This is a genomic window from Paenibacillus sp. P36, from assembly GCF_045866505.1.
In the GTDB taxonomy this organism is placed as follows: Bacteria; Bacillota; Bacilli; order Paenibacillales; family NBRC-103111; genus Paenibacillus_E; species Paenibacillus_E chondroitinus.
Genome location: NZ_AP038372.1, coordinates 6,977,862 through 7,003,003, shown reverse-complemented (window position 1 = coordinate 7,003,003; position 25,142 = coordinate 6,977,862). Strand labels below are relative to the sequence as shown.

Genomic DNA, 25,142 nt, shown 5'->3' with positions numbered 1-25,142 from the left:
TGAGACAGGAAAATGGGATTCGCGGCAATCCGTTGGTTATTGGGGATACGTGTATTTACGTTTAAGCTTTCGCTTCAAGTCAAACTGATTCTGTCATTTGTGTTCGTTATCTTCATACCGGTTATTCTGTTCTCCTGGTATACCCTCAATGAAGAGTCCACCAAGGCAATGGAAGAATTGACGAAGAACAACGAGAATGTGCTGGAGTTCGAGAAAATAAACATTGAGAATAACATGGAGCTGATGGGATGGACCGATCAGCTTGCGTTATCCAATCGGGAAATGAACAATTATCTGCAAATTGAACAAATTCAGGATACAGCGCGTGTTCTTCATATTAAGCTTGATGTTGTCAACAACTTTCAATATTTTTTGTTCAACAATCCACGAATTGCGAATGTCCGGTTGTTCACGGGCAACCCTTATGTGAACGAGATTTGGCCAGTCATTCTACAGGAATCACGTATTAAGGACAAGCCTTGGCATGATGAGGTGATGAAGCAGCGCGGTTTGCCCTGGTGGGAGATACAGGAGAACGTCTCCCTCACCGGTATGCCATCCGAACCATCGCCGAATGAGCCCTTCATGACGTACTTGCAGGAATTTAAATATGCAGACAACGCAACACATAACGGGATTCTAGAGATATCGATGAAGCTGTCGGATTTCTTCTCTCGAACGTTCAGTAGTGTGCAGGACAAGAACTCCCAGCTGATTGTAGTAGCAAGGAGCGGACGGGTATTCAGCTTGAAGGAATCACCTGTGTTCGAACAGCACAGTGTGGAGCAATTGATGAACAGCGTGAAGCTGACGAGTAATACAGATATCGAGACGGTACAGTTCAAGATTAATGGGCAGTCCTACTTGGCATTTCAGAGCTACATTCCTTCGATCGACGTGCATCTGGTCAATATGGTTAGTCTTTCGGACACGATGGAAGGCATTAACCATTCGAGAGTTCTTTATATTGTACTCATTTCGTTATTAGTGGCATTTCTCGTACTGCTATCTTACTCGATGCAGGCGATAATTTTGCGCAGGCTTAAGGCGTTAAGAGAATCGATGCAACAGGTAAGAAGCGGTAACTTCAACATCGAGCTGCCCCCGATAACTGGTACCGATGAGGTAGGAGAGCTGGGCTTGCATTACCATAAGCTCATTCTGAAGATTAACGAGCTCATTCAAGAGCAGGCAGCTAGGCAGGCGGCAGGCAAAGAAGCAGAGCTTCGGGCGCTGAAGAACCAGATCGATTCCCACTTCCTCTATAATACGCTGGAGAACGTCAAGATGCTGGCGGAGATTGAAGGGCAGTACCTTATTTCGGACATAATGACCTCGCTAGGCGGTATGATGCGGTATTCGATGGAATGGAAGCAGGATCACGTAATGCTTAGCGATGAGATTAAGCAGGTTCAGCATTATGTATCCGTCATGAACATCCGTTATGACGGAAGACTTGATCTCCGATTGTCAATAGCACCGGAATGCCTTAAGCAGGAATCCCTCAAAATGTCACTTCAGCCCGCAGTCGAGAATGCAATTAAGCATGGGATGAGCCGGATGCATTCCAGTGACGGAAATCTTGTCATTACGATCTCTGCCGTCCTGCGTGATCAAGCTTGTGTCATAGAGATCACTGACAGCGGCTGCGGCATACCGGAAGAGAAGCTGGGCATATTGAACCAAATGCTACGAATGGAAGAGTCCGCTTACCAGAATGTCCGGCAATTATTCGTTCTCAAAAATAACCAGGACAGTAATGGAATCGGTCTGCGTAATGTGGACCAACGCTTAGTGATGAGCTATGGGACGGAATATGGGATTCAGATCGAGAGTCAGGAAGGAAGCTATACACGTATAATCATGACTTTGCCGTATCGGGCCATAGGAGGGGGATTAGACATCTTATGATTAACTTGCTGATCGTCGACGACGAGAAGAACATTCGGAGGGGCTTGCAATCGGTGATTGAGAGGCAGTTTCCTAATCTGTTCAACTACCGATTTGCCGAGAATGGACAAGAGGCGCTGGAGCTGCTTAGCCAGGAGCCTGCGGATATTATGTTCACAGATATCCGAATGCCAATTATGGATGGGATCGAACTGCTCGAGCAGCTGCAAGACCATCCGGTTAAACCCGAGGTTGTATTGCTGTCTGGCTATAATGACTTCGTATATGCACAGAAAGGGATCCGTTGTGCTGTGAAGGATTATCTTGTAAAGCCTGTGATGCGGGAGGAGTTGTTTTCCGTCCTGGAGCGATTAATGCGGGACATAAGAATGAGAGAAGAGCGAGTAGACAAGGCGGGCGAAGATGCCGTCCTTGTTGCTGCCGAGCTAGTAACCCTGCATTTGACCCAGAAGGATGCTGGTGATGCAATAACACAGAACAAACTGAAGCAGGCAGGCTTAAGCTGGTTGGATACAGGATATACGCTGGGCTTGCTTACGCGACGCGGTAGAGGATCACAGACCAGCAGTACGGATGCTGTCTTCAGGAATCAGATCGCTGAGCTGTTACAAGGGCATATGGATTGGATACTCACGCGTGACGGAAAAGGCGGAACGATTATAATCGCACGCGATCCGGTTATGTTCTACCAGTTGGCGGAACGGTGGAGGTTGAGTGTATATGAGTCGCAGCTGCGAATCGCGATTAGCGAGTCTGTTCAAGGGATAGAGCAGATAAGGTGGGCATATAGCCAAACGAAGCAAACCTTGAAATACGGTATTGTGCTTCCTGAACTCGATGTGTTGGACTACACCAGCATAAGCGAGCGCAATGAGCGGCATGTCGTTCCTGTTGAGTTGATTGGGCGATTATCGAATCTGATGGGAATGGGACGCGGGAACGAAATGAAGCAGCTTCTCAATCAAATTCTAGACGTTCGTATAATTAGCTGCTGTGAAATCGGCTACCTGGAGCGGATCAGCCAGCTGCTCAATGAAGAGCTATTCGACAAGGTGTTCCACATATACGGAAATAGAGTGCTTGACCTATTAAGTCACTACGCCTCTGTTGGCCATATCGGAAATTTCGATCGTTTTGAACATTATTATGCATTTGTTGAGCAACTTCTCGATAATCTGGATCGGTTCATCCAAGATCGGAGAGAGCAAGCGCCTACGGAGCAAAATACGATGCAAAAAGTTGTCGCCTACTTGCAGACGCATTATGCCGACAACTTGAACATGGCTGTCGTGTCCAACCATTTCTCACTCAATTACTCGTATTTCAGCCAAGCCTTCCAAGAATATTACGGTGAGAGTTTCTCGAACTATGTTCGCCGTTTAAGGCTGGACAAGGCGAAGGAGCTGCTGGTGCACTCCGATTTGAAGGTGTACGAAATCAGTGATCAGGTTGGATTCGAAAATGTGAAGCATTTTACGAGAATATTCAAGGATACCGAAGGCATCACAGCGCTAGAATACCGAAGCCAGCGAAGGCTGTTTGAAATCCAAGTGATCTAAAATTGTACTGAACTTAGCAGGACCCTCAAATCAAGCAACTGAAAAAGTCACATGTATAAAAGTAAGGTACAGATTTCTTCATTTTTTGAAGGGACTGTACCTTTTTTCTGCATAATTAAGAGTATTAAACTAAGCGGGTGGTTAGGGAGTTACAAACGTACCAACCCTAAAATCTAGCAACCTTTACCTGAAATCTAGCGGATATATTACATGACAGGTTCCTTGATATAATGCTTACAAAGTCCAACAATCACTCCGATCACGCTCATTACCACCAGGGGGTGAACACCCAGTAAGGGAAGCACCAAGAAAAGTCCCCCTATGCTAACGAATAACAGAACCAGCCAATGCTTAAGTGCGTTACAACTTTATTGTGAAAATAGGAGTGAGATTAATTTTCATGTTCAGGCAATTAGAATATTTCATTCAAATTTGCAAAGAAGGAAGCTATACTAAGGCTGCAGAAGTTTTAATGATGTCTCAACCTACTTTAAGTCAACAGATCCGATTTTTAGAGGGAGAAGTTGGAACTCCTTTGTTTGAGAGAGTTGGTAGAGGGGTAAAGATTACAGCTGCCGGGGAAATACTTTACCAAAAAGCTATTTTCGTGATGAGGCTCATTGAGGAATCGAAGAAAGAAACTTACGAGTTACGCAATGCTCGCACAAATAAACTTTTGATAGGCATCTCGTCTATGGACTTTTTTTGTTTAGTACCCCGATTTTTGAAATTCCATGAACAGTATCCTGGTATAACATTAAAATTTGCCAGTGCAGAGAATTCATCACAGCAATTATTGGATAGTAGTATCGATATTGGCATTATCGACTATCATGAACCAAACAAAGAAATTCATATGATGCACCTATATAAAGAAGAACAAGCATTGGTCGTTTATGAGGATCATCCATGGGCAGATCGAACCGTTATTTCTTTTCAGGAGCTAGAGGATTTAGAATCTGCCTTATTTGTTAGGGATTTAAGTGTAATCGAGCAACTTCATACATTCAGCGATAAGATCACCAAATCTTTGCAATCAAAGTTTGAGTCAACTTCTGTGGAAATTCTTCTTTTTATGGTACTGCATAGGATGGGGGTAGCTATTTTACCTGCTTCTTTAATCGAAAGCTTTTTTGGCCAGAAATTGAAAATGATTCGTCTTGTAGATCCATCGCCTGTTCGTGAGATCAAGCTTATTTTTAAAAAACATCATTACAACAATCCTTCGGTTCAAACATTTATCGACTTTTTTCTAGAACAATCGAAAAAGTTGGTAGACTATGGCCATCACAAATAGGAATTGTGAAAACGCTCCCTCGATTTGCCTCCAGCCCATATTGAATCGCTGTGCTGCATAGCGATCGCCAAGGCGGCATCGTAGGTTTCTTGGCGTGCCCAATCTCGTTCGTATTGCAACGGCCGATAATCAGAATATTATCTGTATCAAGAGAGGCTATCCCAAAAGTCATTTAAATGACTTTTGGGATAGCCTCTCTTAAATAAAATTATTAGCTTCGCCCTTGAAGATATAGTTAATGACTATATGTGATATAGAAATAATGGAATTGTTCATGAAGGATAATTTCAATATGATAGGACACAAACAGTTAAAGATCATACAAGGAGTGTTTGCAAAATGGAAAAACAAACGGAAGGAATTCACCATATAACAGCCTTTGTAAAGAATGCTCAAAAAAATGTGGACTTTTATGCAGGGATACTGGGTCTGAGACTTGTAAAAAAAACGATCAACTTTGACGCTCCGGAAGTTTACCATTTGTATTTCGGTAATGAATCAGGTCGTCCAGGTACCGTAATCACATTTTTTCCATATGAATTGAACCGTAAAGGGCGTATTGGTGGAGGACAGGTCGGTATAACAACATATGTTGTTCCTTTGGGTGCACTCGATTTTTGGAAAGAACGCCTAGAGAGCTTTCATGTTCCTTATTCTTTAAAGACGAGGTTTAATGAGAATTACTTAACATTTTCAGATCAGGATGGTTTACAGCTAGAGATTGTAGAGCGCGAGGAAGGAGATTTGAGTCAGTGGTCGTTCGGTGGTGTTTCAATAGATAAAGCTATCAAAGGTTTTGGCGGTGCTGTTCTGTTTAGTACCGCACCGGAAAAAACGATGAATGTCCTAGAGCAAGTCTTGGGTCTTCAAAAGGTGAACCAAGAAGGGGATTTTATTCGCTATAAATCGACAGGGAGTATTGGTAATGTTATTGACGTAAACATTGCGGCAATGGAGTGGGGCATAAGTGGAGCAGGTACTGTTCATCATATTGCATGGCGCGCAAAGGATGATGGAGATCACGCTTCATGGAGAACTCATGTACAGGAACATGGCCTTCAACCCACACCTATTATCGACCGGCAATATTTCAATGCGATTTACTTTCGTGAAGAAGGCGGTATCCTATTTGAAATCGCCACGGATCCACCAGGTTTTGCAGTAGATGAGCAATCAGATGTATTAGGTGAAAAACTGATGCTTCCGGAATGGTTTGAAGCTGAACGTGCAGAAATCGAAAAAGGTTTATCACCTATTCAAGTACGTGAGATGGAGTCAGATTAATGAAAGAATTCAAAATATATAAAGGGAAAGATATTGATGTTTTGTTTCACTCTGGAAAATGTGGTCATTCGGCAAATTGCGTGAGAGGGTTGCCGGGAGTGTTCAACATTAAAAAGAAACCATGGATTCAAACAGATGGAGAAACGGCTGACAAAATCGCTGATCTTATTGATAAATGCCCAAGCGGTGCTTTGCAATATATAAGAAAAGATCATCAAGCATGAATGGGGTAACAATAATGATTGAAATTAATAAAGATACGGACAGTTTTTATGTAGGAGATCAGGATAAAAGAGAGGCGGAATTACATTATGTTCCATCTGGGAATGGAATCATAATCGTAGATCACACGTTTGTTTCCGATCGTCTGCGAGGACAAGGGGTAGGACAAGAATTAGTTAGGCGCGTAGTCGAGTTTGCTCGGAAGGAAAGGTTAAAGATTATGCCACTATGTCCTTTCGCCAAAAGTCAATTTGACCAACATCAAGATTATAATGACGTATTATTAAAATAATTTTGATGCTTTTTCCCGAGAGGAGTGTGTTCAATTGACCGATTTTATTTCAGTGGTTAAAGAGCGAAGATCTGCAAACTATTTTCGCCGAGTCTCGGATCGAGTATATTCCGAATGAATTTGGCATATAGAGCATGGATGACTAAGAATAGTATAATTCATTTTCAATGGAGGTTAAAGATGGGCAGAATAGCGATATATGGATTTGGACGTATAGGAAGGCAATTATTAAGAGTCGCTTTGCAGGATCAACTTTTCGTTCCGGTATCAATTTCAGATATTAAAGACGAAGCGACCCTTGCCGCTCTTTTCGAAGTGGACACTAACTATAAACGCTGGGTTGAAGATGTCTCCGGACGGGATGGTCTAATAGTTATCGGCGGACGGGAAATTCAGTTTATCAATTCGTCTAAAGAAGTTCCGGATTGGAAGGCCTTGGATGTGGATCTGGTAATCGACTGCACAGGCCGAGCCGTTACCCGTGCTATTGCTCAAGTCCATTTGGACCGTGGTGCAAATCGAGTACTGGTTAGTGGACCCAGCAAGAGCCTTGAGGATTGTGATGCTGTCTTGCTTAAAGGGATAAATCTGGATAGTTTCGACCCGGATAAGCATAAAATCATTAGTATGGCGAGTTGTACGACAAATGCATTGGCTCCAGTCATCAAAATCGTAAGAGAAAACTTCGGGATCAAATATGGTTTATTCTCGACCGTCCATTCCTATACAAACACGCAATCGCTTACGGATCAGCCTATGAAGGATCGAAGGGATTCTTGGGCCGCTGCGGAAAATATCATTCCTTCTTCATCTGGAGCTGCAAGAGCGCTTAAATTCATATGGAACGATTTACAGATTACAGGTAAGGCATACCGAATTCCAACTCGTACCGGAAGTATTGCTGAATTAAATCTTATTACGGAAAAACCATGTACGGTGCAACAGGTAAATGATATTTTCCGTAGTGCCGCCACAGATGGTCAGCTAAAGGGAGTCTTAGATATTTTAGAAGGCGAATGGGCCTCTTCTCGCATCGTAGGCGATTCCCATTCCTCTATCATTGACCTTCCTCTGACTCAAGTACAGGGAGAACTCCTATCCGTCGCAACATGGTACGACAACGAATGGAGTTATGCTTCGCGATTAGCTGAAGTAGCGGCTTATTTAGTAGATAAGTGATATTCTAATATATTGAAAATATAATTTTTATATACGTGGGGCTATCGAACTTTGATGATAGTCCTTTCTCTCATTGTTTAGTAAACATGAAGTCAAATAAAGGGAGTTTTGAAGTTATGGTTGAGAAAAAAGTAACCTGGTTGGAGCTTTTTTACGATCTGCTTTTTGTAGCAGCAGTATCAAAAGCGAACCACGTCTTGCTGCATGCCGATCATGGGACTATTTCCATTGAATACTTAACCAAATTTGTTTTAATCTTCATTACAATCTGGTGGGCGTGGGTAGGACAAACTCTCTTTAATAATCGTTTTGGCCAAGATATCGTTACTCAAAGGATATTCATGTTCCTACAACTATTCTTTGTTTTAATTATGACAGCAAGCCTATCTGTTAATTTTGATCACTTCTATATTCCCTTCTTTGTAGGCTATATTGGTTCGAGAGCACTGACAGCTATTCAATATCTTACGTTACACAAAGCAACAGGCACACATCAACAAATGACCGCTAAATACTTGGGGACTCGCTTTTGGATCGGAATATTGATATCTTCTTGCTCGCTATTCTTTGATTCATGGATCCGTTACGCGATTCTGTATGCGGGAATTGCTGTAGATATTTTGCTGCCGTTAATCGGCCGACGGTATCTGATAAGAACACCCATACATACCTATCACTTATTGGAACGCTTTGCATTGTTTACACTAATTCTTCTTGGTGAATCAGTGATCAGTATACTTGCTGTTTTGCAGTCAAGTGATTGGACATTGCGCTCCATATTGTTTGCCTCATACACATGTATATTAGTTATTGCTTTGTGGTGGCAATATTTTGATCACATTGAACGGAAAGTGAGCAAAGAAATACAAACTACCGGTCAAACGATTATTTATGGCCATCTATTCATTTATTTATCCATGAGTTCGATAGCTGCTTCGATCCAATTGTTATTTAAGGAACAACTCGATTATCTATTCATGTTGGGTTTTATTTTTGGATCAATACTGCTATATTTTTTCTCTACTTTACTGGTTTTTCACCGATACAGACACAAACACCTACGCCTGAAGAACTATCAAATGGTGATATTATTAGGGATAATTGGATGTTTTATGGCGTTGGACTTGGTTTTTCATGTACCTAATTATGCAATCATTGGAGAGATGATGGTGTTTTTTATCGTATACGCAAAATTAACGACTTGAGTTATTATGCTCATTTCCAAAAAATATTTGAGATGAAGAAAGGATGGCAGACATGAGAAAGGTTGTGATGTGAAAGAAAAAGCACGGACTCGTGAGCAGCGTATCTTGAATCAATGGAATCACTACGTTGCGTTTCACAAATCTATTGATAACCAGTGAGGTTACCCAAAACTTTGTATTTTATGAAGGACCTCCTACCGCAAACAAATGAAATTGATGAGTAAGTTTTACATAGCTTCGTGTCCACAATGTCAAAAAAATTCGACAACACCGGAGAAGATCTGGAGGACTTGATCTCGATCGGAACGATCGGCTTGATCAAAGCCATCGAGTCGTTCTCCCCGAACAAAGGGACAAAGCTGGCGACTTTCGCAGCGTGTTGTATCGAGAGCGAAATACTTATGCATCTTCGGTCACTGAAGAAAACGCGCAAGGATGTGTCCTTGCATGACCCCATCGGAACGGACAAAGAGGGGAATGAAATTACTTTAATTGACATCCTTGGTACGGAAGCTGACGATGTCGTAGATAAGCTTCAACTAAAAATAGAGAAAAGCAAAATATATCTGAATTTAGAGATCTTAGACGATCGCGAGAAAGACGTTGTCGGGCGATTCGGACTAGAGCTAGGCGGGGAAGAGTGGACGCAGCGGGAGATTGCGAAGGAGCTGGGCATTAGCCGCTCCTATGTGTCACGGATTGAGAAGCGAGCGCTCATGAAGCTGTATCATGAGTTTTATAAGGCGAAGCGATAGGTCGGCCAGTTGGAGAAGTCGCATACTTCATTTATTTGGCTTCAGATAATGGAGGCGAAGAGGATGACCTTAATCCAGATTGAGCATGTGAGTAAGAGTTATGTGATGGGCGGGGAAACGATTCGTGCGTTGGACGATGTTTCGTTAGATATTGATCACGGCGAGTTTGTGGCGATCATGGGCCCGTCGGGGTCGGGGAAGTCGACGCTGATGAACATTTTGGGCTGCTTGGATGTTGCGGATGATGGGGACTATGTGCTGGACGGGATGGCCATTAATCGGCTCAAGGATGCGCAGCTGGCTGAAATAAGGAACCGGAAGATTGGGTTCGTTTTCCAGAACTTTAATCTGCTGCCACGGCTGAATGCGTATGAGAATGTGGAGCTGCCGCTGATTTACAGGGGGATGAGTAAGCGTGAAAGGGAGCCGCTTGTCATGCAGGCATTGGAAGCGGTTGACTTGGTGGATCGCAGGAAGCATGTGCCTTCAGAGCTTTCTGGCGGTCAACAGCAGCGCGTTGCGATTGCCCGAACATTGGCGGGAGATCCGGCGATTATATTGGCGGATGAGCCGACAGGAGCGCTGGATTCGAAGACGGGTGTTGAGATCTTGGAGATTTTTAAGGGTTTGAATCAGCAAGGCAGGACGATTGTTTTGATTACGCATGACCTGGCGATTGCTCAGCAGGCGAAGCGGGTAGTGCATTTTCGCGATGGGAAGTTGAGTGAGGTTGGATAGGATGAGGGCCGGGACCTGAAGGGGTTCCGGTTTTTAATTTATGGTCCTCTATTTGCTAACAGTATCAACAGGTAAAATATTAATAACTTCAGCTAATTTGTGGATATCTTTGAATAAACCAGCAATCTAGAACGAATGAATCGTCGATATTTCGAAGGACCTCGGGTCCATACATACAACGGCTATTACTATCTCTTTTACTCGACGGGAACGACCCATAAACTTGTCTACGCGATTAGCCGTAACCCGGAAGGCCCATATACGTTCAAAGGAACGATTCTGACGCCCGTCGTGGGCTGGACAACCTATCATTCCATAGTGCACGTTGGGGAGAAATGGTACCTGTTCTGTCACAGCTGCACACTTTCCGGAGGTGCCACAAGCGCAGCGTCAAATATACTTGAGCTTCACTATAATCCTGATGGCACGATTCAAACCGTTGATCCCTACAAGTATTAAGGGGGAATCAGCGTAGTCATTGGTTAAGCAACAAATAAGGATGCATCCTAGGATGCGCCCTTATTTGCTGTGCGCTACGCATGGCGATTAACTTGGCGGTGAAAAGCAAGGGGGGTCCATCGCGAGGTGAAGTCTGAAGGAAGCTAGAATTATGAACTTGTTTCCCTCAGATTTGATTAATAGAATCGTTATATTTTTTGATAGTTTTATTATAGAGTAAGTAATGAATCTTATGTACGCTTAGGATATGGTATCATTCATTCTTTCCGTCAGCTCATTGGGCCTTTTGAAATTTTGAAAATTACGAGGTGATGCTATGAACAGCCGGAACTTCTTACAAGCCTTGCTTGCGCATGAAACGGAGCATGAAAAACTTTTTCATGAAGCGCATAGATTGAACAATATTCAGGCGAAAGATAATACGGTATTCCAAACGTTGTATAACGAAATTCTGTCGAATGCGGACGGATATTTGAACAAGCCGATTGAGGTGCTGACTTTTACATTGTTTAACTTATTTCGGACACAGGGGACACGCGCAGAGTTTGAACTGGCGTATTTTGACCGCCGTCGGCGTCTGGCTGCTCTTGTCATCGCTGCGCTTCGAGATGAAAGCAACACGTATATTTCTGCACTGGAAGATACGATTTGGGCAATGTGCGATGAATTTACCTGGTGTTTGCCAGCGCATTTAAATATTCACGATGCTGCGCTGGAAGGAGAAGAAGACAAGCATATCGATTTGTTCGCTGCGGAGACGGCGCATGCGCTGAGCGAAACATGCCATCTGCTTGGGGACAGGTTGGGGTGCCAAGTGGTGAACCGGGTTCGTCAAGAAGTGCTGCGCAGAGTAATTACGCCTTACATGAGCGTAAAACGCGCTTTTTGGTGGGAGACATGTGATATCAACTGGGCGGCCGTGTGTGCGGGCAGTGTCGGGATGGCGGCTATTTATCTGCTAAAAGATTCCAAGGCACTGCTGCCGATCTTGACTCGTGTGATTGACGCAATGGACTGCTTCCTTGAGGGGTTTACGGACGAAGGAGCTTGCTTGGAAGGATTGGTCTACTGGAACTATGGTTTCGGCTATTATATGTATTTCTCAGAGTTGCTCAAACAGCGTACCGGCGGCAAATTAGATCTCTTGCAATCCTCAGAGAAGGTCCACAGGATCGCTCTGTTTCCGCAACGCTGCTTTCTGCATGGAAATCAGGTAGCCAATTTCTCGGACTGTTCCCGTGTCGGGGGCGTGCAGCCTGGTATTTTCAGCCGTCTAAGCGAACAATTTGCGGACATCCGGATTGCTTCAATCGACTATTTGGCACAGTCGATTGATAATTGTGGACGTTTGGCGGTAGCGCTTCGTAATGTTGCATGGCTGAATGAACCGCTGTTAAGGGAAAGAGTCGGACTGCAGCAAGGGACAGACTTCCTGCCGGAAGCACAGTGGCTGATTGCGAGACATCAAGCAGGCGATCAGGAGGTTAGTTTTGCGGCGAAGGGCGGCCATAACGACGAGCCACATAACCATAATGATATTGGCAACTTCATATGGCTGGTGAATGGGGTCAGATGGATAGACGATTTGGGCGCAGGTCTATATACAAGAGCTTATTTCGGTACAGAACGGTATTCGATTCTGTGCAACAGTTCGTTAGGTCATAATGTTCCGATCGTAAATGGACAGTCTCAGCGAGAAGGGCGGGCTTACGCCGGACAGGTTCTTGAAATATCTTCTACCGAAACGGAAGATCGTTATAAGTTGAACATCGCCAAAGCGTACGAGGTTCCGGGGTTGCAGCGTCTAGAGCGAGAATTTGTGCTCGACAAGCAGAAAGGTAAGCTTACTCTGACGGATACCTTCGCATTTGTTGCGCCGGGTGCGGCGGTGACGGAGCGATTTATCACACTAATAAAGCCTGAACTGGTGTGTGATGGAGAAATCCGCTTGGAAGCGGCGGGAAAAAGCCAATTACTTCGTTACGAAGCCTCAAAGTTGATGGCCTCAATCACAACGGAGCGACATTTGGATCATGGTGGCTACGCCGAAAACGTATTCTTGATCGATTTGACAGCTTTCGAGGTAGGTGAAGGGACCAGCTTTACGGTTACGCTGGAGGAGGGAGGATAAAAAGCAAGCTAGTCCATGCAATCGAGCATGGACTAGCTTGCTTTCAAACGTGTGCTTTCAAACGCAAGCTTCCACTGCGAACCATTGCTTACTGGCGGCTACTGCCATGGGAGTGCTGAGTATATGCAAAGTGTCTTTTTGATTGCCTAAGCAAATTGCCTTATAACCATGTACACTGATGCAAGCAGTTTGTATGGTTTTTTGCATTGCCAAGTAAAAAATGCCGATTATTGTTCATTTGGCGGAAATCCGCCATTTTTCTTTTGTATAAATAAAAAGTGAATAAAATCGTGACTTTTTCAGAAATGGCGCATTGATGAAAAGGCTTACATCCTCTATATTGAGGGCAACACAAGAGATGAACATCTTGCAAGAAGGGACGAGACAGAATGACTACCACAACGATTGAAGCGAAAAAAACGCACAGCCCGGAGCATCTGAAAAGAAGGTTACTCATTAAAAAGTATCTCGATCACAAGTATTTCTTTATCATGCTGTGCCCCGTCTTCGCTTACTATGTCGTTTTTCATTACGCGCCAATTTATGGCGTTATTATCGCTTTCAAGGATTACAAAATTGCGAAAGGAATTTCCGGAAGTCCCTGGGTCGGACTTGACAATTTCAAGGAGTTGTTTACAGGGCTCTACTTTCTGCCCGTGCTGAAGAACACACTAATTATTAACTTTTACAAGTTGCTGTTTGGCTTCCCAGCGCCGATTTTGCTGGCGATTTTGATTAATGAAGTCCGTCTTCCTATATTTAAGAAAACAGTGCAAACGATTACGTACTTGCCCTACTTCCTCTCCTGGATTGTGTTGTCTGGAATCATTATCGAATTTCTATCGCCAAGCCGTGGGCCGATCAACATTATTCTTAGCATGCTAGGAATGAAACCGATCTTCTTTATGGCAAGCGCCGACTGGTTTCGATCGATTTTGGTCAGTACGGAAATTTGGAAGACAGTAGGCTTCAATGCAATTATCTATTTGGCAGCGATCGCCGGGATCAATCAGGAAATGTACGATGCCGCAGATGTGGACGGTGTTAGTAGAATTAAAAAAATATGGTACATAACATTACCTTCTCTTACGCCGGTTATTGTTATTCTTCTCATTCTGACATCCGGTCAAATCATTAACGACGATTTTGATCAAGTGTACAATATGTTGAACTCGAAAGTGAGCAGCGTCGGAGAGGTTATCGGGACTTACACCTATAGCGAAGGAATTCAAAAAATGAATTACAGCTACGCAGCAGCCGTAGGGCTATTTAAGAACGTAATTGCACTAATCGTCGTGTTAACCGCCAATTTCCTGGCCAAGCGTTTTAGTGACGAAACGATTTTCTAAATCAAGAACAATAGTTGAAGAACGGAGTGGAACACGTATATGAACACCCGCCGACAAAGCAAACCCGACATCGTATTCTCCTATATGGTCTATCTGATATTAGCTCTCTTCTCAATTGCCACCTTGCTGCCTTTTCTGCAAGTGCTGACACTGTCGATGAGCCCAATTGAAGTAGTCAACAGCTACGGCTTCCACTTTATCCCGACTGCTTTCGATTTGGCGGGTTATCGACAGGTGTTCCATAACGAGTTAATTTGGACGTCGTACGGTAACACAATTGTACGAACCGCACTAGCGATTGTACTGACTGTTTCCCTAACCTTCCTAGGAGCGTACCCTTTGTCCAAAAAAACATTACCGAACCGCACCTTCTGGACTGGCTTCATTGTGATCACGATGTTTTTCTCCGGCGGCTTAATCCCGCTCTACATGCTGGTGAAAGTTCTCGGACTGATGAACAGTATCTGGTCGTTGATTCTGCCTGGTGCGATCAGCACGTTCCTACTGCTTGTTGTCAGAAATTTCGTGCATGAAATACCAGAGGCACTTGAAGAGTCCGCGAAGATGGATGGAGCGAACGACATTACGATTTTAATCAAAATTATTTTACCGCTTTCTATGCCGGTCTTGGCAACGGTCGCTCTGTACACAGGGGTCTATCACTGGAACGCCTGGTTTGATAGCATGCTGTACATCCAGTCGGAGAAGAAGCAAGTACTGCAGATGATTTTGCGCAAAATTGTGCTCGACGGAGATCTGGCATCCGCCGGTACGGAAACGGGAATGGTTGCTGTGAATACACAGTCCATGAAGCTGGCAACGCTGATCGTGTCCATTCTTCCCATTATTTGTGTCTATCCGTTTTTGCAAAAGTACTTCGTCAAAGGCACGTTAATTGGCTCTGTCAAAGGATAGTGCTCGTTGTTATTCCCCATTAGCGGGTTAACATATTCCAAGATAAATAATTAGGAGGGTTCTCACATGCAGAAAAAAACATTCTTCAAAGTATTAAGCGTTATCCTGTCCAGCACAGTCCTAGTCAGTATGCTCGCAGCTTGCATGAAAAGTGGAGAAACAGGTTCAGCCGGAGCGACGGCCTCTTCGGGCCCCAACGCCGCAGCACAAGGTCCGGTCACCATTGATTGGTTGGCGTACAACGCATTTGGCCAGCCAGATGCAGATAATAGAATTCAGAAGATGGTCGAAGAACGGTTTAATGCCAAATTTAATGTATGGTACATAGATCCGAATAAGTGGGTAGATACGATGAACATTAAGCTGGCGGCTGGAGAAATGCCGGATGTTATGCTCATCAAGCCTGACTACAACATGGTTTCCAAATACGTAGCCAACGGCGTGCTTGCTCCGATCCCGGAAGACATGATTCGTAAATTTGCGCCAAACTACGCAAAAACGATTGATAAATACAATCTATGGAATGCGGTAAAAAGCGATGGTAAAATCTACGCGCTGCCGAACATCAACACGAACGGGGAGTACCCGACAGCGCTAATCTGGCGCCAAGACTGGCTGGAAAATGTAGGCATTACAAAAACGCCGGAGACGCTTCAGGAGTTTGAAGATGCACTGTTGAAATTCCGCAATAACGATCCGGATAAGAACGGTAAAAAGGATACGTACGGCCTGTCGGATTATGCCTTGCCAGCCATTCTGGGCGCGTTCGGCTATCCCGGAATATCCGATTTCAAGAATGCCGGCAAAGGCATCGTCAACCTCGATTACACTCAAAAGGATGGTAGAATTACCTTCGCCGCCATTCAACCGGAAATGAAGGATGCGCTTAAGCTGCTGGCCAAATGGTATAAGGAAGGGTTAATCGACCCTGAGTTCATCACTTCCGAAAACACAGGCGGCTATTGGGCCGATTCCAATGCGATGACGAATAATCGCATCGGTCTTACAGGTAAAGGGATGTTCTACCACTGGCGTGATAAAATGGACCCTGCTAACCCTGCCGATGTAGGAGGCGGCTCCTTCCAGAACTTAAAGAAATCGCAGTCTAACGCGGAAATTGTGTTCGGCAAGCCGCCTGTAGGCCCGAACGGCAAGTCAGGGACAATGCAATGGGGCGTGAATTCGACGCCTGTGGGTATTACAACGAAGGGCGCCAAGGATTCGCGCAAAATGGAAACCATTTTGAAAATGATCGAAACGACAAATACAGATTACAATTACTACAAAACAACATTCAGCGGTATGGAGGGCGAACAGTGGAAAGAAGAGAATGGAAACTATATCAGCTTGACACCAACGGCTACAACGGCAGAAAATACAAAAAAAGGAATTAGCGTTTTCCACGCGGTCGAAGTTCCTGATTTCAACAAAAAGATAAGCAAGTTCTTATTCCAGTTTGCCGATACTGTAAAAACGACAGGCTACGTTCCATTCCTTGCGCCGACAGTTGACTCCTTCACTAAAAATGCGGTGAATTTAACCAAACTGACAGATGAGTACTACCTCAAAATTATTACGGGTGAAGCCAGCCCAGATGTCTTTGACGAATTCGTTAAAAAATTTAAAGCTAACGGCGGGGATGAAATTGAAAAAGATGTGAATGCCACCTACAATAACATGATTGGCAAATAAATAACTGACGAGGGTAGAAGCGGCTCACGGGGGCCTGCTTCTATTCTACGTTTGAAGTCTGAAGGGAGAGGTTAACATGAAGCGCACTAAAATAAACAAAACAAATGGTCAGCAACATTTTTTCCAACGATTATTTTTGTTTAATCTCATGTTGGTCGTTCTCATTACTTTCATTCCTGTTGCCGTCTATTATCATTATTTTAGTAAAGCGCTGAATGAACAATTGGAGAATTTAAATCTCAAGACCGCTCTTCAATTCCAGAACTCAATTGATAATGAATTTCTGAAAGACAGGATGAAAGCGCTTCAGACATACTTTCTGGATTCGACGGTTGATGATACTTTCACCAAACCAATGACGGATTCCATTCGCTATGATACGATAGCAATCCTGCGCATTGCCAACCAATTGGATACCTTGCGGAATAACTTGCAGAACGTTAGTTCAATTGATGTTTATTACAAAAATGACAACGTCCTTTTCTACAATTCACGTTTTTGCTTTATGAATGAAATGACTTGTAACATTGGCGCCAGACGGGATTGGCTGGATGAGTTTCAAACAACAGAGTCGCAAGTGCGCTGGATTCCACCCAGACAGGTTGACGATTCAGATACAGGGCCTATTATTACTTATGTAAGAAGCATTCCATACTTTGCCCCTCCCGAGAAGCGGAAAGCGATCATTGCGTTCAATATGGAACAAAATACATTAAAAAAATCACTGCAGGCGCTAAAAAAGCCCGAGGATGGCCTCATCCTAATTGTAGACGAACAAGGGAATATCATCGCGCATAATCAGATTAAGGATCAAGTGGCTGAGCTGCAAGATGAACGCAAGCCTTGGATCGCTCAAGTGCTCGGGGATCGGACTGAAGGTATGCTTAATACGGATATTGCGGGCAATTCGACCATGGTTTCCTATACGAAGTCACAGTATAACGACTGGCACTACGTTTCATTGGTGAATAGAGATTTATTTTACAAAAGATCAATTGATCTCAAAAATTGGCTGATCTCTGTCGTGCTGCTGATTTTATCCGTTAGCGTTCTAATCTCCTACATCCTAACAAAGCGTGCGCATAAACCGATTCGCCATGTGATTGGTGACTACTCGACTAAGCTTGTAGACTTGCACCTTAAGGCAGAAATCAATAAGCCGGTCATTCGGCATAATTATATTATGAGTTTGTTGCATGACGAAACGTTTACCCAAGCCTATTTGCTGACCAATGACTTAGTTAAAGCAGATATGCCCTGGAAGCAATTTTGTTCGTTTGTTATTCAAACGCCGAAGTTGGAGCAATTTGAAAATGAGTACGCAGCGTCGTTTCATTTAATTGCTTTACTGGAAGAAAATACGGATCCCGACTTTCAAATATGGGCGATCAAGGATTACAGTAAACAAATTCAGGGCATTCTCTTTTGGGATGATCACGCTAGCTTGTCTGGCATTCTCGAGCGAATTATTGATCATACTGTGACTATTTATGACGACCACTATGTGCTTGCCTACGGAAAAACATATACGATCGGGGAAACGCCCATTTCTGTTTCTTACCAGGAAGCGCTCGTAGCGTTGAAATACGCGTACTTGTTACCGAAGGTGAGCAAATTGAGTTATGCGCAACTCGATGTCGCTGCTAGACGAAGATCCGGAAGTTCGGAGAGGGTGTTAGGCGAGATCGAGGGTTGCATCCGCCTCTGAGATACGGAGAAGGCGTCTCAGCTATCCGAGACGCTGAAGAATGACTTGATTGAGATCCCCTGCACCGTTGAATACGCTCACAATTTGTACGGTGAGGTTATGATTACGCTGCGAAAATCGATGGAAGCCATGGGACTAAATTCCATGCAATTATTCGGATATGACATTCGGGAAAAGTATAAAGATTTCGAGAACATCGAACTACTCTCCGCTTGGATGACGGGATTGATGGAAAAGGCGATCGCTGCCATCGAAGAGAGAAAGATGAGCTACGATCACAACGTTGAGTTCAAGATTAAAAATTATATTCATAAACATTTATACGACGACATCAGCTTGGAAGTTGTTGCTGAGGAATTGAACATTAAGGCCAACTACTTAGGCAAATTGTTTAAAAAAAGCACGGGCATCAATTTCATGGAGTATCTGACGGATTGTCGACTTGCGGAAGCAGAGAAGCTGCTCAAAGAAAATCAACTGACTGTGAATGAAATTGCTAATAAGCTGGGGTATAATTCCACGAATCATTTCATTCGTATTTTTAAAGAGAAATATGGAGATACACCCAAAAAATATCAATTGATGTTCAGGTAACGATATGATCCTTGGAGGCGGCACTCAGGATTTTATTCCTGGTGCCGCCGTTTCTATATTCTCGAGCACTTTGCTGACTTGAATTCATCAGCGATCCCTGCTTAATTTACTTACTACATTGAGTTATTTCATTAAGCTCTCTTTGAACGTACGGAACATCCAGGCATTAATGTCCCAGGTATCTGCGACCGGCATGTTCGTATAAGGTTGTGTTTGGAGATAGGGAGAGGGACCAAATTCAGGTGTAAACGTGAACTGGGTATGACCTGCATCACGGCGTTCCTGTGCAATCATGGTCCACCACTGCAAATGTTGTTTCACATAGGGTTCATAGTAGGGATCCCTTGGATCTGGTACCTGTGGCCCCTCCGGGTAGCCGACTCTCCCGTGAATATGAATGGCGCGGGAGATAGCCAGCTGCATATCTTCATCCGGTTCAAGCGGCATGCCTTCACAAACGACCATCCAATGACTGAAATCCGCGTTAATGTGTAATTCAGGGAATTTCCGCAGCAAGGCAGCTGTTGTCCAAGGCACGAACATGGCTCTTCCTCGATGAGTTTCATGGGCTACAGGGATCTGAATAGCTTGCTCTACGGCAAGTGCTTCCTCGAAAAAAGCACATTGCTGGTCAAAAGCCATGGAATCCTTGGCGCTGTGAGAGACAATCATAACGGGATTCAGGTCACGAAGCCGAGCTATTTTTTCTCGAAAGGAGCCTGCATGATCGGGTGCTTGCGTGCTGATTTGGCCAATAAATTGCAGGCCCAAGTTTTCCAGCTTTTTAGCGAACACAGCATCATCTTTGGGATTTTGAGGTGGAATAAATTCAATGCCGTCAAAGCCGGCTTCTGCGATTTTTTCCATGATTGCTTCTGTCTCTCTATTCATCTGCCATGCAATGGGGAGTAAATCCCAGAATGACCGGAAACCAAGCACATTCATCCGAATTGCCTCCAATTAGTGACTAGGTGTTGATACATTGACAAATGGATTTCCTGCAATATCTTTTCCACGCGCCAGCCAAATTTTGTGACCTGGATTTTTTTCTGGGAGCACCTTCGCTTCCGTGGAGAAATAGCGCATTGTGTATCCGCAGCGGCGATATTCGCTTGTGTTGGCTGCAGCGCCATGCATGATACGAGAATCGTGGAGAGAGCATTCTCCAGGCTGGAGCTCAAAATAAACAGCTTTTGATTCATCAACATTTTTAATTTGTGTGCCAAATGTATTGGAGGCGCCATCGACATTCTCATATTCGGAGAACCCGTTCTCATGTGTTCCTGGAATGACGCGCATACAGCCGTTTTCTTTCCAGCTGCGATCAATGGCCAACCACACCGTCACAATGCTATCGAACCGATCCAGGCGTCCATTCCAGTAGGCAGAATCTTCATGCCACGGCGTAGCACGTCCAACGAGCGGATCCTTACAAATAAAGTGAGACGACCATAGGCCGATATTCGGTCCTATGATGGGCTCAACGAGATCCAAGACATCATCACTTAACAAAAATTCAAGCAATCTTTCGTCACGGAAGTGCGGAGTGTCTAATTCATCGGATAGCTTGCTGCCCTTCAGCGCCAACTGTTCTTCGAAAATCGCAGTCAACTCAGCTTGCTTCTCAGCGCTAAATAATGGCTTTTTGTAAATCGAATAACCTTGTTCCTTATAAAACTGTATTTCTTGTTCATTTAGCTTTAATTGTCCCATGTGCTTCATCCTCCATAAATGTATTGAGTTGATTTTTTCTTCTTCATAATATGATAAAATAAGGTCATCATCTTGTTTGGGAATGATCATTTTTGTGCTGTGTTGATATTCATGGGAAAGGGGAGATGTAGGGTGCGTGTTTACGCCAAAAATGTATTCCAGGATAAGCATGAGTTTCATTACATGGCTTATCGTTCGATTAAAGATACGACAGGACTGCATGACCATGACTTCTATGAAGTTTTTTTAACCTATGGAGGCGAAGTTTACCATCTAGTAAATAATCAAAAAATCATACTCCCGAGCAACACGCTAGTGTTCATTCGGCCAAATGATTATCATGCTTATGAACGAATTGGACAAGGCGACTGTCAGATTATGAATGTTGCGTTCCCAGCACAGACTATGGCAGCTTTACAAGTTTATTTAGGGAGTGGCCAACCGATCGAGCAGTTGTTAGACGCGCCATTACCTCCCAGCGTAACCCTTACTCTTTCCGAGACTCGTCAATGGCTGGACCGTTTTCAGCAGCTTGCATGGTCTTCTTTTACGAATGAACGATGTAATGAGGCCAACATCTTATTTAAAATGATGATTACAGAGGTGCTGCAAAAATTTGTCCCTCATTTGGATGCTGGGAAAGATGAGAATGTCCCTGCGTGGTTAGTACATTTGAAAAATCAAATGAGTAAAAAGGAGCATTTTACAGTAGGCTTGGCAGCGATGTATCAGCTTAGTGAAATGAGCGCGGAGCATATCAGCAGAAGCATTAAAAAACATTTTGGCTGCACGCCGACAGATTGGATCAATCTTTTTCGTTTGCGTCATGGGGCTAACCTGCTGGTGTCAACGGATATGGAGATTATTGAGGTTGCGATGGAGTCAGGTTTCGAGAACCTAAGTCATTTCTATCATCTGTTTAAAAAGAAGTTTTATCTTTCGCCTGCGCGCTACAGGAAAGCCAATAAACGCGATGTCATTCCAGCAGCCTCAAATAATCCTCATGCTTACTCGCATTTTCCCGATATGAACTAGGCGACATGTCCATCATTTTATGAAACACCTTGCCGAAATAACTAACATCGTGATAGCCACAACGAGATGCGATTTCCTTAATGGAGAGATGAGGATTTTGCAGCAACTCGGCGGCTTTTTCGATTCTTCGATTACGGAGATAATCCATGGTGCTGACATGATAATAAAGGGGGAACATTTTACATAAGTAGTACTTGTTAATTCCCGCAACTTCCGCTAGATCATCCAAGGAGATATCGGAGGCATAATGAGAATCAATATGACTTGCAACTTTGCGGTAAGAAGCCGGTATCTCATGCGGAGAGACGGCTTCTTTGCTTTGAAGAAATCGTTGAAGAGCCAGCAGCCATTCATAAATGCGCAGGGATAGATCAAAGCGGTCACCTACCTGCTTTTGGTTCACATCCTCATATAGTTTCCATAGCAATGTAATTGGTGCGGCTTCGGGAAGCAAGTGGATAACGTTGTTGTGTCCACCGAAAAGCTCTTTTCGCAGCCCTTCTCCTCGAATGCCCTCGAATCGAATCCAAATGAATTCCCATGGATCCGTGGTTTCAGGAGAATACCAGTAGGTGTGATCACTCGGGATTTGAACGAAGAATGCTTGATGTTTACAGATCTCCATGTGTTCCTCGCCAATGCGCAGCATGCCTGTTCCTTTAAGTGTAAATTGAAAAATAAAGCCTGATCCATCGCGTTTCATGCCATTCCAGTGATAGTTGGGATCACGCGTGATTTCATGGCCGATGGACACAAGTTTAAATAAGTGATGATCTTCGTTGGTATAACGGAATCCGAAAGTTTTTTTCACAATATTTTACCACTCCGATTCAAAATGTTCCTATTTTTCATTCATTTTAAAGGAGATATACTCATTTTGTTGGATAATATATTACCACATTGGAGTGTGTTTCTCTATGTTGAAATCGAAGTGGATACAGGATTGCTACATCCAGATTGAGGGTTCAAAATTAAAAGTTGGTAACGCTGCGATTGAACGCAGTTGGGCTTTCGAAGAAAGAGGGCCGATCAGCAAGTCGATCTATGATAAAAAGAATCAAGTGGAATGGTTGTCCCAGACGAATGAAACTACGATGTTTCAGTTTCCTTGGCTGTCACCATCGGCAAAGCTGACAAACGCTTCTGTTACCGCTTGCGTTGAGGATGACTACGGCATTTCCAAGCCGTACTTAAGGACGGATGTGGACTTGGCCTATGACCACATTGGTGAGCGTTTAAGTGTCCGTTTAACGCTTAAAGTGTATCCGGGATCCTCTTTTATTCGTCATGAGTATTCGGTCTTGGCAGGAAATGCGGAATCTGCGACCGAAATTGAAGCTAGTACGTCCTTTTTAGCTTGGATTCAACCAGACCGCCAGGGACTCTCTAGTAAAGAAGACGAGCTGCAATTGGATGACAATAATAAGGAACGCGGGAGAGTAGGAGGAGACTACTGTGACTTGCTCCCAATCCAGCATTTACATTGCCGGTGGGCGTGTGTTGGCTTTCGTGATCAGACAGATACACATAATAATCTGATAAGCAAAGAAAGTGGCTTATTGTACGTCAATGAGCAGTTGAGTTTGCGCGGCAACTTGCTTACACTCCAATCGACGCTTGGCGCCGGCGGGCTTATGATTGTGAAGGAGGGGCCGACACCGCTTGGAGATTTACAGCCGGGGTGTACCGACTTTTATTTTCATGGGAAACGCCTTTCCGTTCAAGGTTCAGGCATCAAGCAAGCGGATCTCACTACAGGGGAGACCGTAACCTCATATGGAACAATGGTTGGCGTTTTTGATGGAGATACTTTTAGTGAGCATCGTCTGATGCATGACTACCATAGAAATCTTCGCTATTATAAACCTGAAAGAGATAGCTTTCTGATGAGTAATACATGGGGGGACCGTTCCAAAGATGGTGCTTTACATGAAGGCTTCTTGCTGGTTGAACTACAAGCAGCTTCCAACTTAGGTCTGACGCTGCTGCAAATTGATGATGGCTGGCAAAAAGGAGTTACTTGCAATTCCGTCAATGCCTCGCCTGGAGGCGGACTTTGGAGCCATTATTACAGTGGGGACGGACAGTTCTGGCATGTTCATCCGGAACGCTTTCCTAATGGCTTGTCTCCTATTGTGGAGGCAGCGGCCGCAAAGCGCATCCAGCTTGGCCTATGGTTTTCGCCGGATTCCTCTGATGATTATGTGAATTGGGAAAAGGATGTTAACACGTTGCTTGAACTGCATAAGGAGCATCACATCGTGGCCTTTAAACTTGACGGCATAGACATTCACTCCAAGCTTGGAGAAACGAGACTTCTCATGATGATGCGTCAAGTGGTCAAAGCTACAGGAGGTCAAGTGGTCTTCAATATCGATGCGACGGCTCAGACACGGTTAGGGTACATGGGACAGACACAATATGGAATTATTTTTCTGGAAAATCGCTATACGGATTGGGGTAATTATTATCCCCATTGGACACTACGGAACTTGTGGACGTTGCTTCCGTATCTCCCCGCTGACAGATTGCAAATGGAGTTTTTAAATGTAGAGCGGAATCAAGACAAATATACAGATGATCCTTTGGCGCCATTTCATAGTGGACAGGTATACGCCTTAATGGTGGTCGCTTTTACAAATTCATTGGCCTGGATGGAGACAACGGGGTTAACCACATCGCAATCGGATGTGTTAAGCAGAGCGATTGAAGCGGTTAAACCGCATCATCCTGTCATACTTGGGGGACATGTTTTACCGCTTGGCGAAGAGCCGTCGGGGGCTTCCTGGACGGGGCTGCAAAGTATATTGGATGAGCAAAACGGGTATCTGTTGATTATTCGGGAAAAGCATAAACAATCAGATTATGCCATGCAGCTTTGGGGTGTTGAACCCTCTTCAACGCTTTGCCTAACGGAGATTATTCGAATGGAAGAGAAGGATGTCGTGATTTCGAACCAAGGACAGAAGCAGGTTCAGTTGAAGCCAGATGCCCGCGGTCATTATCCTTTCATGCTTTCTGCACCTTTTTCATTTGTACTTTATCGGTATCAACAAGTAGAGTAAATTCCCATTCGCGTTAAGGACTTATAAGCCCGCTCTCAG

General features: G+C 44.0%; 20 protein-coding genes and 2 pseudogenes. 19 read left to right on the top strand and 3 right to left on the bottom strand.

Features of this window, described 5'->3' with window-relative positions:
• Nucleotides 1–12 precede the first annotated feature (12 nt).
• The 17 genes and pseudogenes from ACKTT9_RS30785 to ACKTT9_RS30705 all read left to right on the top strand — a co-directional run bounded on the left by ACKTT9_RS30785 (nt 13) and on the right by ACKTT9_RS30705 (nt 19,290).
• Nucleotides 13–1,911, top strand: a complete 1,899-nt coding sequence (locus ACKTT9_RS30785) for a sensor histidine kinase (protein WP_407868995.1) — start codon at nt 13–15, stop codon at nt 1,909–1,911.
• Nucleotides 1,908–3,470 (top strand): response regulator, encoded by a 1,563-nt coding sequence (locus ACKTT9_RS30780; protein WP_407868994.1) that lies wholly within the window; start codon nt 1,908–1,910, stop codon nt 3,468–3,470. Before ACKTT9_RS30785 ends, ACKTT9_RS30780 begins: the two co-directional genes overlap by 4 nt.
• Nucleotides 3,471–3,870: 400 nt before the next feature.
• Nucleotides 3,871–4,767, top strand: a complete 897-nt coding sequence (locus ACKTT9_RS30775; protein WP_407868993.1) for a LysR family transcriptional regulator — start codon at nt 3,871–3,873, stop codon at nt 4,765–4,767.
• Nucleotides 4,768–5,106: 339 nt separating this feature from the next.
• Nucleotides 5,107–6,051: a ring-cleaving dioxygenase gene (locus ACKTT9_RS30770; RefSeq protein WP_407868992.1), complete on the top strand. Its 945-nt coding sequence runs from the start codon at nt 5,107–5,109 to the stop codon at nt 6,049–6,051.
• Entirely contained in the window at nt 6,051–6,275 is a 225-nt protein-coding gene (locus ACKTT9_RS30765) for a (4Fe-4S)-binding protein (RefSeq protein ID WP_407868991.1), read from the top strand. Before ACKTT9_RS30770 ends, ACKTT9_RS30765 begins: the two co-directional genes overlap by 1 nt.
• Nucleotides 6,276–6,289: 14 nt before the next feature.
• Nucleotides 6,290–6,565: a GNAT family N-acetyltransferase gene (locus ACKTT9_RS30760; RefSeq protein ID WP_407868990.1), complete on the top strand. Its 276-nt coding sequence runs from the start codon at nt 6,290–6,292 to the stop codon at nt 6,563–6,565.
• 180 nt (nt 6,566–6,745) lie between these two features.
• Complete coding sequence (locus ACKTT9_RS30755; RefSeq protein ID WP_407868989.1) at nt 6,746–7,744, top strand: type I glyceraldehyde-3-phosphate dehydrogenase; 999 nt, start codon at nt 6,746–6,748, stop codon at nt 7,742–7,744.
• Nucleotides 7,745–7,860: 116 nt separating this feature from the next.
• Complete coding sequence (locus ACKTT9_RS30750) at nt 7,861–8,949, top strand: low temperature requirement protein A (RefSeq protein ID WP_407868988.1); 1,089 nt, start codon at nt 7,861–7,863, stop codon at nt 8,947–8,949.
• A gap of 239 nt (nt 8,950–9,188) precedes the next feature.
• Nucleotides 9,189–9,704, top strand: a pseudogene (gene sigK / locus ACKTT9_RS30745) (RNA polymerase sporulation sigma factor SigK); the annotation flags it as partial.
• A gap of 63 nt (nt 9,705–9,767) precedes the next feature.
• On the top strand, nt 9,768–10,442 hold the full coding sequence (locus tag ACKTT9_RS30740; RefSeq protein ID WP_407868987.1) for an ABC transporter ATP-binding protein: 675 nt from the start codon (nt 9,768–9,770) through the stop codon (nt 10,440–10,442).
• Between the two features lie 138 nt (nt 10,443–10,580).
• Nucleotides 10,581–10,901 (top strand): annotated as a pseudogene (locus ACKTT9_RS30735) (family 43 glycosylhydrolase); the annotation flags it as partial.
• Between the two features lie 316 nt (nt 10,902–11,217).
• Entirely contained in the window at nt 11,218–13,032 is a 1,815-nt protein-coding gene (locus ACKTT9_RS30730) for a heparinase II/III family protein (protein ID WP_407868986.1), read from the top strand.
• A gap of 389 nt (nt 13,033–13,421) precedes the next feature.
• Nucleotides 13,422–14,381, top strand: a complete 960-nt coding sequence (locus ACKTT9_RS30725; protein ID WP_407868985.1) for an ABC transporter permease — start codon at nt 13,422–13,424, stop codon at nt 14,379–14,381.
• Nucleotides 14,382–14,420: 39 nt separating this feature from the next.
• A complete protein-coding gene (locus ACKTT9_RS30720) occupies nt 14,421–15,296 on the top strand; it encodes a carbohydrate ABC transporter permease (protein ID WP_407868984.1) in 876 nt (291 codons plus the stop codon).
• A gap of 66 nt (nt 15,297–15,362) precedes the next feature.
• Nucleotides 15,363–16,988 carry an extracellular solute-binding protein gene (locus ACKTT9_RS30715; protein WP_407868983.1) on the top strand — a complete coding sequence of 542 codons (1,626 nt, stop codon included), beginning with the start codon at nt 15,363–15,365 and terminating at the stop codon, nt 16,986–16,988.
• Nucleotides 16,989–17,064: 76 nt separating this feature from the next.
• The gene (locus ACKTT9_RS30710; RefSeq protein ID WP_407868982.1) at nt 17,065–18,696 is read left to right on the top strand and encodes a cache domain-containing protein; all 1,632 of its coding nucleotides are present in this window, start codon (nt 17,065–17,067) and stop codon (nt 18,694–18,696) included.
• 99 nt (nt 18,697–18,795) lie between these two features.
• Nucleotides 18,796–19,290 (top strand): helix-turn-helix transcriptional regulator, encoded by a 495-nt coding sequence (locus tag ACKTT9_RS30705; RefSeq protein ID WP_407868981.1) that lies wholly within the window; start codon nt 18,796–18,798, stop codon nt 19,288–19,290.
• A 123-nt stretch (nt 19,291–19,413) separates the two neighbouring features.
• Here the strand turns inward: ACKTT9_RS30705 and ACKTT9_RS30700 are convergent, their stop codons facing one another.
• Both ACKTT9_RS30700 and ACKTT9_RS30695 read right to left on the bottom strand, forming a co-directional pair.
• Nucleotides 19,414–20,235: a sugar phosphate isomerase/epimerase family protein gene (locus ACKTT9_RS30700; protein WP_407868980.1), complete on the bottom strand. Its 822-nt coding sequence runs from the start codon at nt 20,233–20,235 to the stop codon at nt 19,414–19,416.
• 15 nt (nt 20,236–20,250) lie between these two features.
• Nucleotides 20,251–21,003, bottom strand: coding sequence for a phytanoyl-CoA dioxygenase family protein (locus ACKTT9_RS30695; RefSeq protein WP_407868979.1), 753 nt, complete (start codon nt 21,001–21,003; stop codon nt 20,251–20,253).
• A gap of 132 nt (nt 21,004–21,135) precedes the next feature.
• On the opposite strand from ACKTT9_RS30695, the gene ACKTT9_RS30690 reads away from it, so the two are divergent.
• The gene (locus ACKTT9_RS30690; protein ID WP_407868978.1) at nt 21,136–22,038 is read left to right on the top strand and encodes a helix-turn-helix domain-containing protein; all 903 of its coding nucleotides are present in this window, start codon (nt 21,136–21,138) and stop codon (nt 22,036–22,038) included.
• On the opposite strand, the gene ACKTT9_RS30685 is transcribed toward ACKTT9_RS30690, so the two are convergent.
• Nucleotides 21,980–22,849: an AraC family transcriptional regulator gene (locus ACKTT9_RS30685; protein WP_407868977.1), complete on the bottom strand. Its 870-nt coding sequence runs from the start codon at nt 22,847–22,849 to the stop codon at nt 21,980–21,982. The two genes, ACKTT9_RS30690 and ACKTT9_RS30685, sit on opposite strands and share 59 nt — an antisense overlap.
• 106 nt (nt 22,850–22,955) lie before the next feature.
• On the opposite strand from ACKTT9_RS30685, the gene ACKTT9_RS30680 reads away from it, so the two are divergent.
• Complete coding sequence (locus ACKTT9_RS30680) at nt 22,956–25,103, top strand: hypothetical protein (protein ID WP_407868976.1); 2,148 nt, start codon at nt 22,956–22,958, stop codon at nt 25,101–25,103.
• Nucleotides 25,104–25,142: the final 39 nt, after the last annotated feature.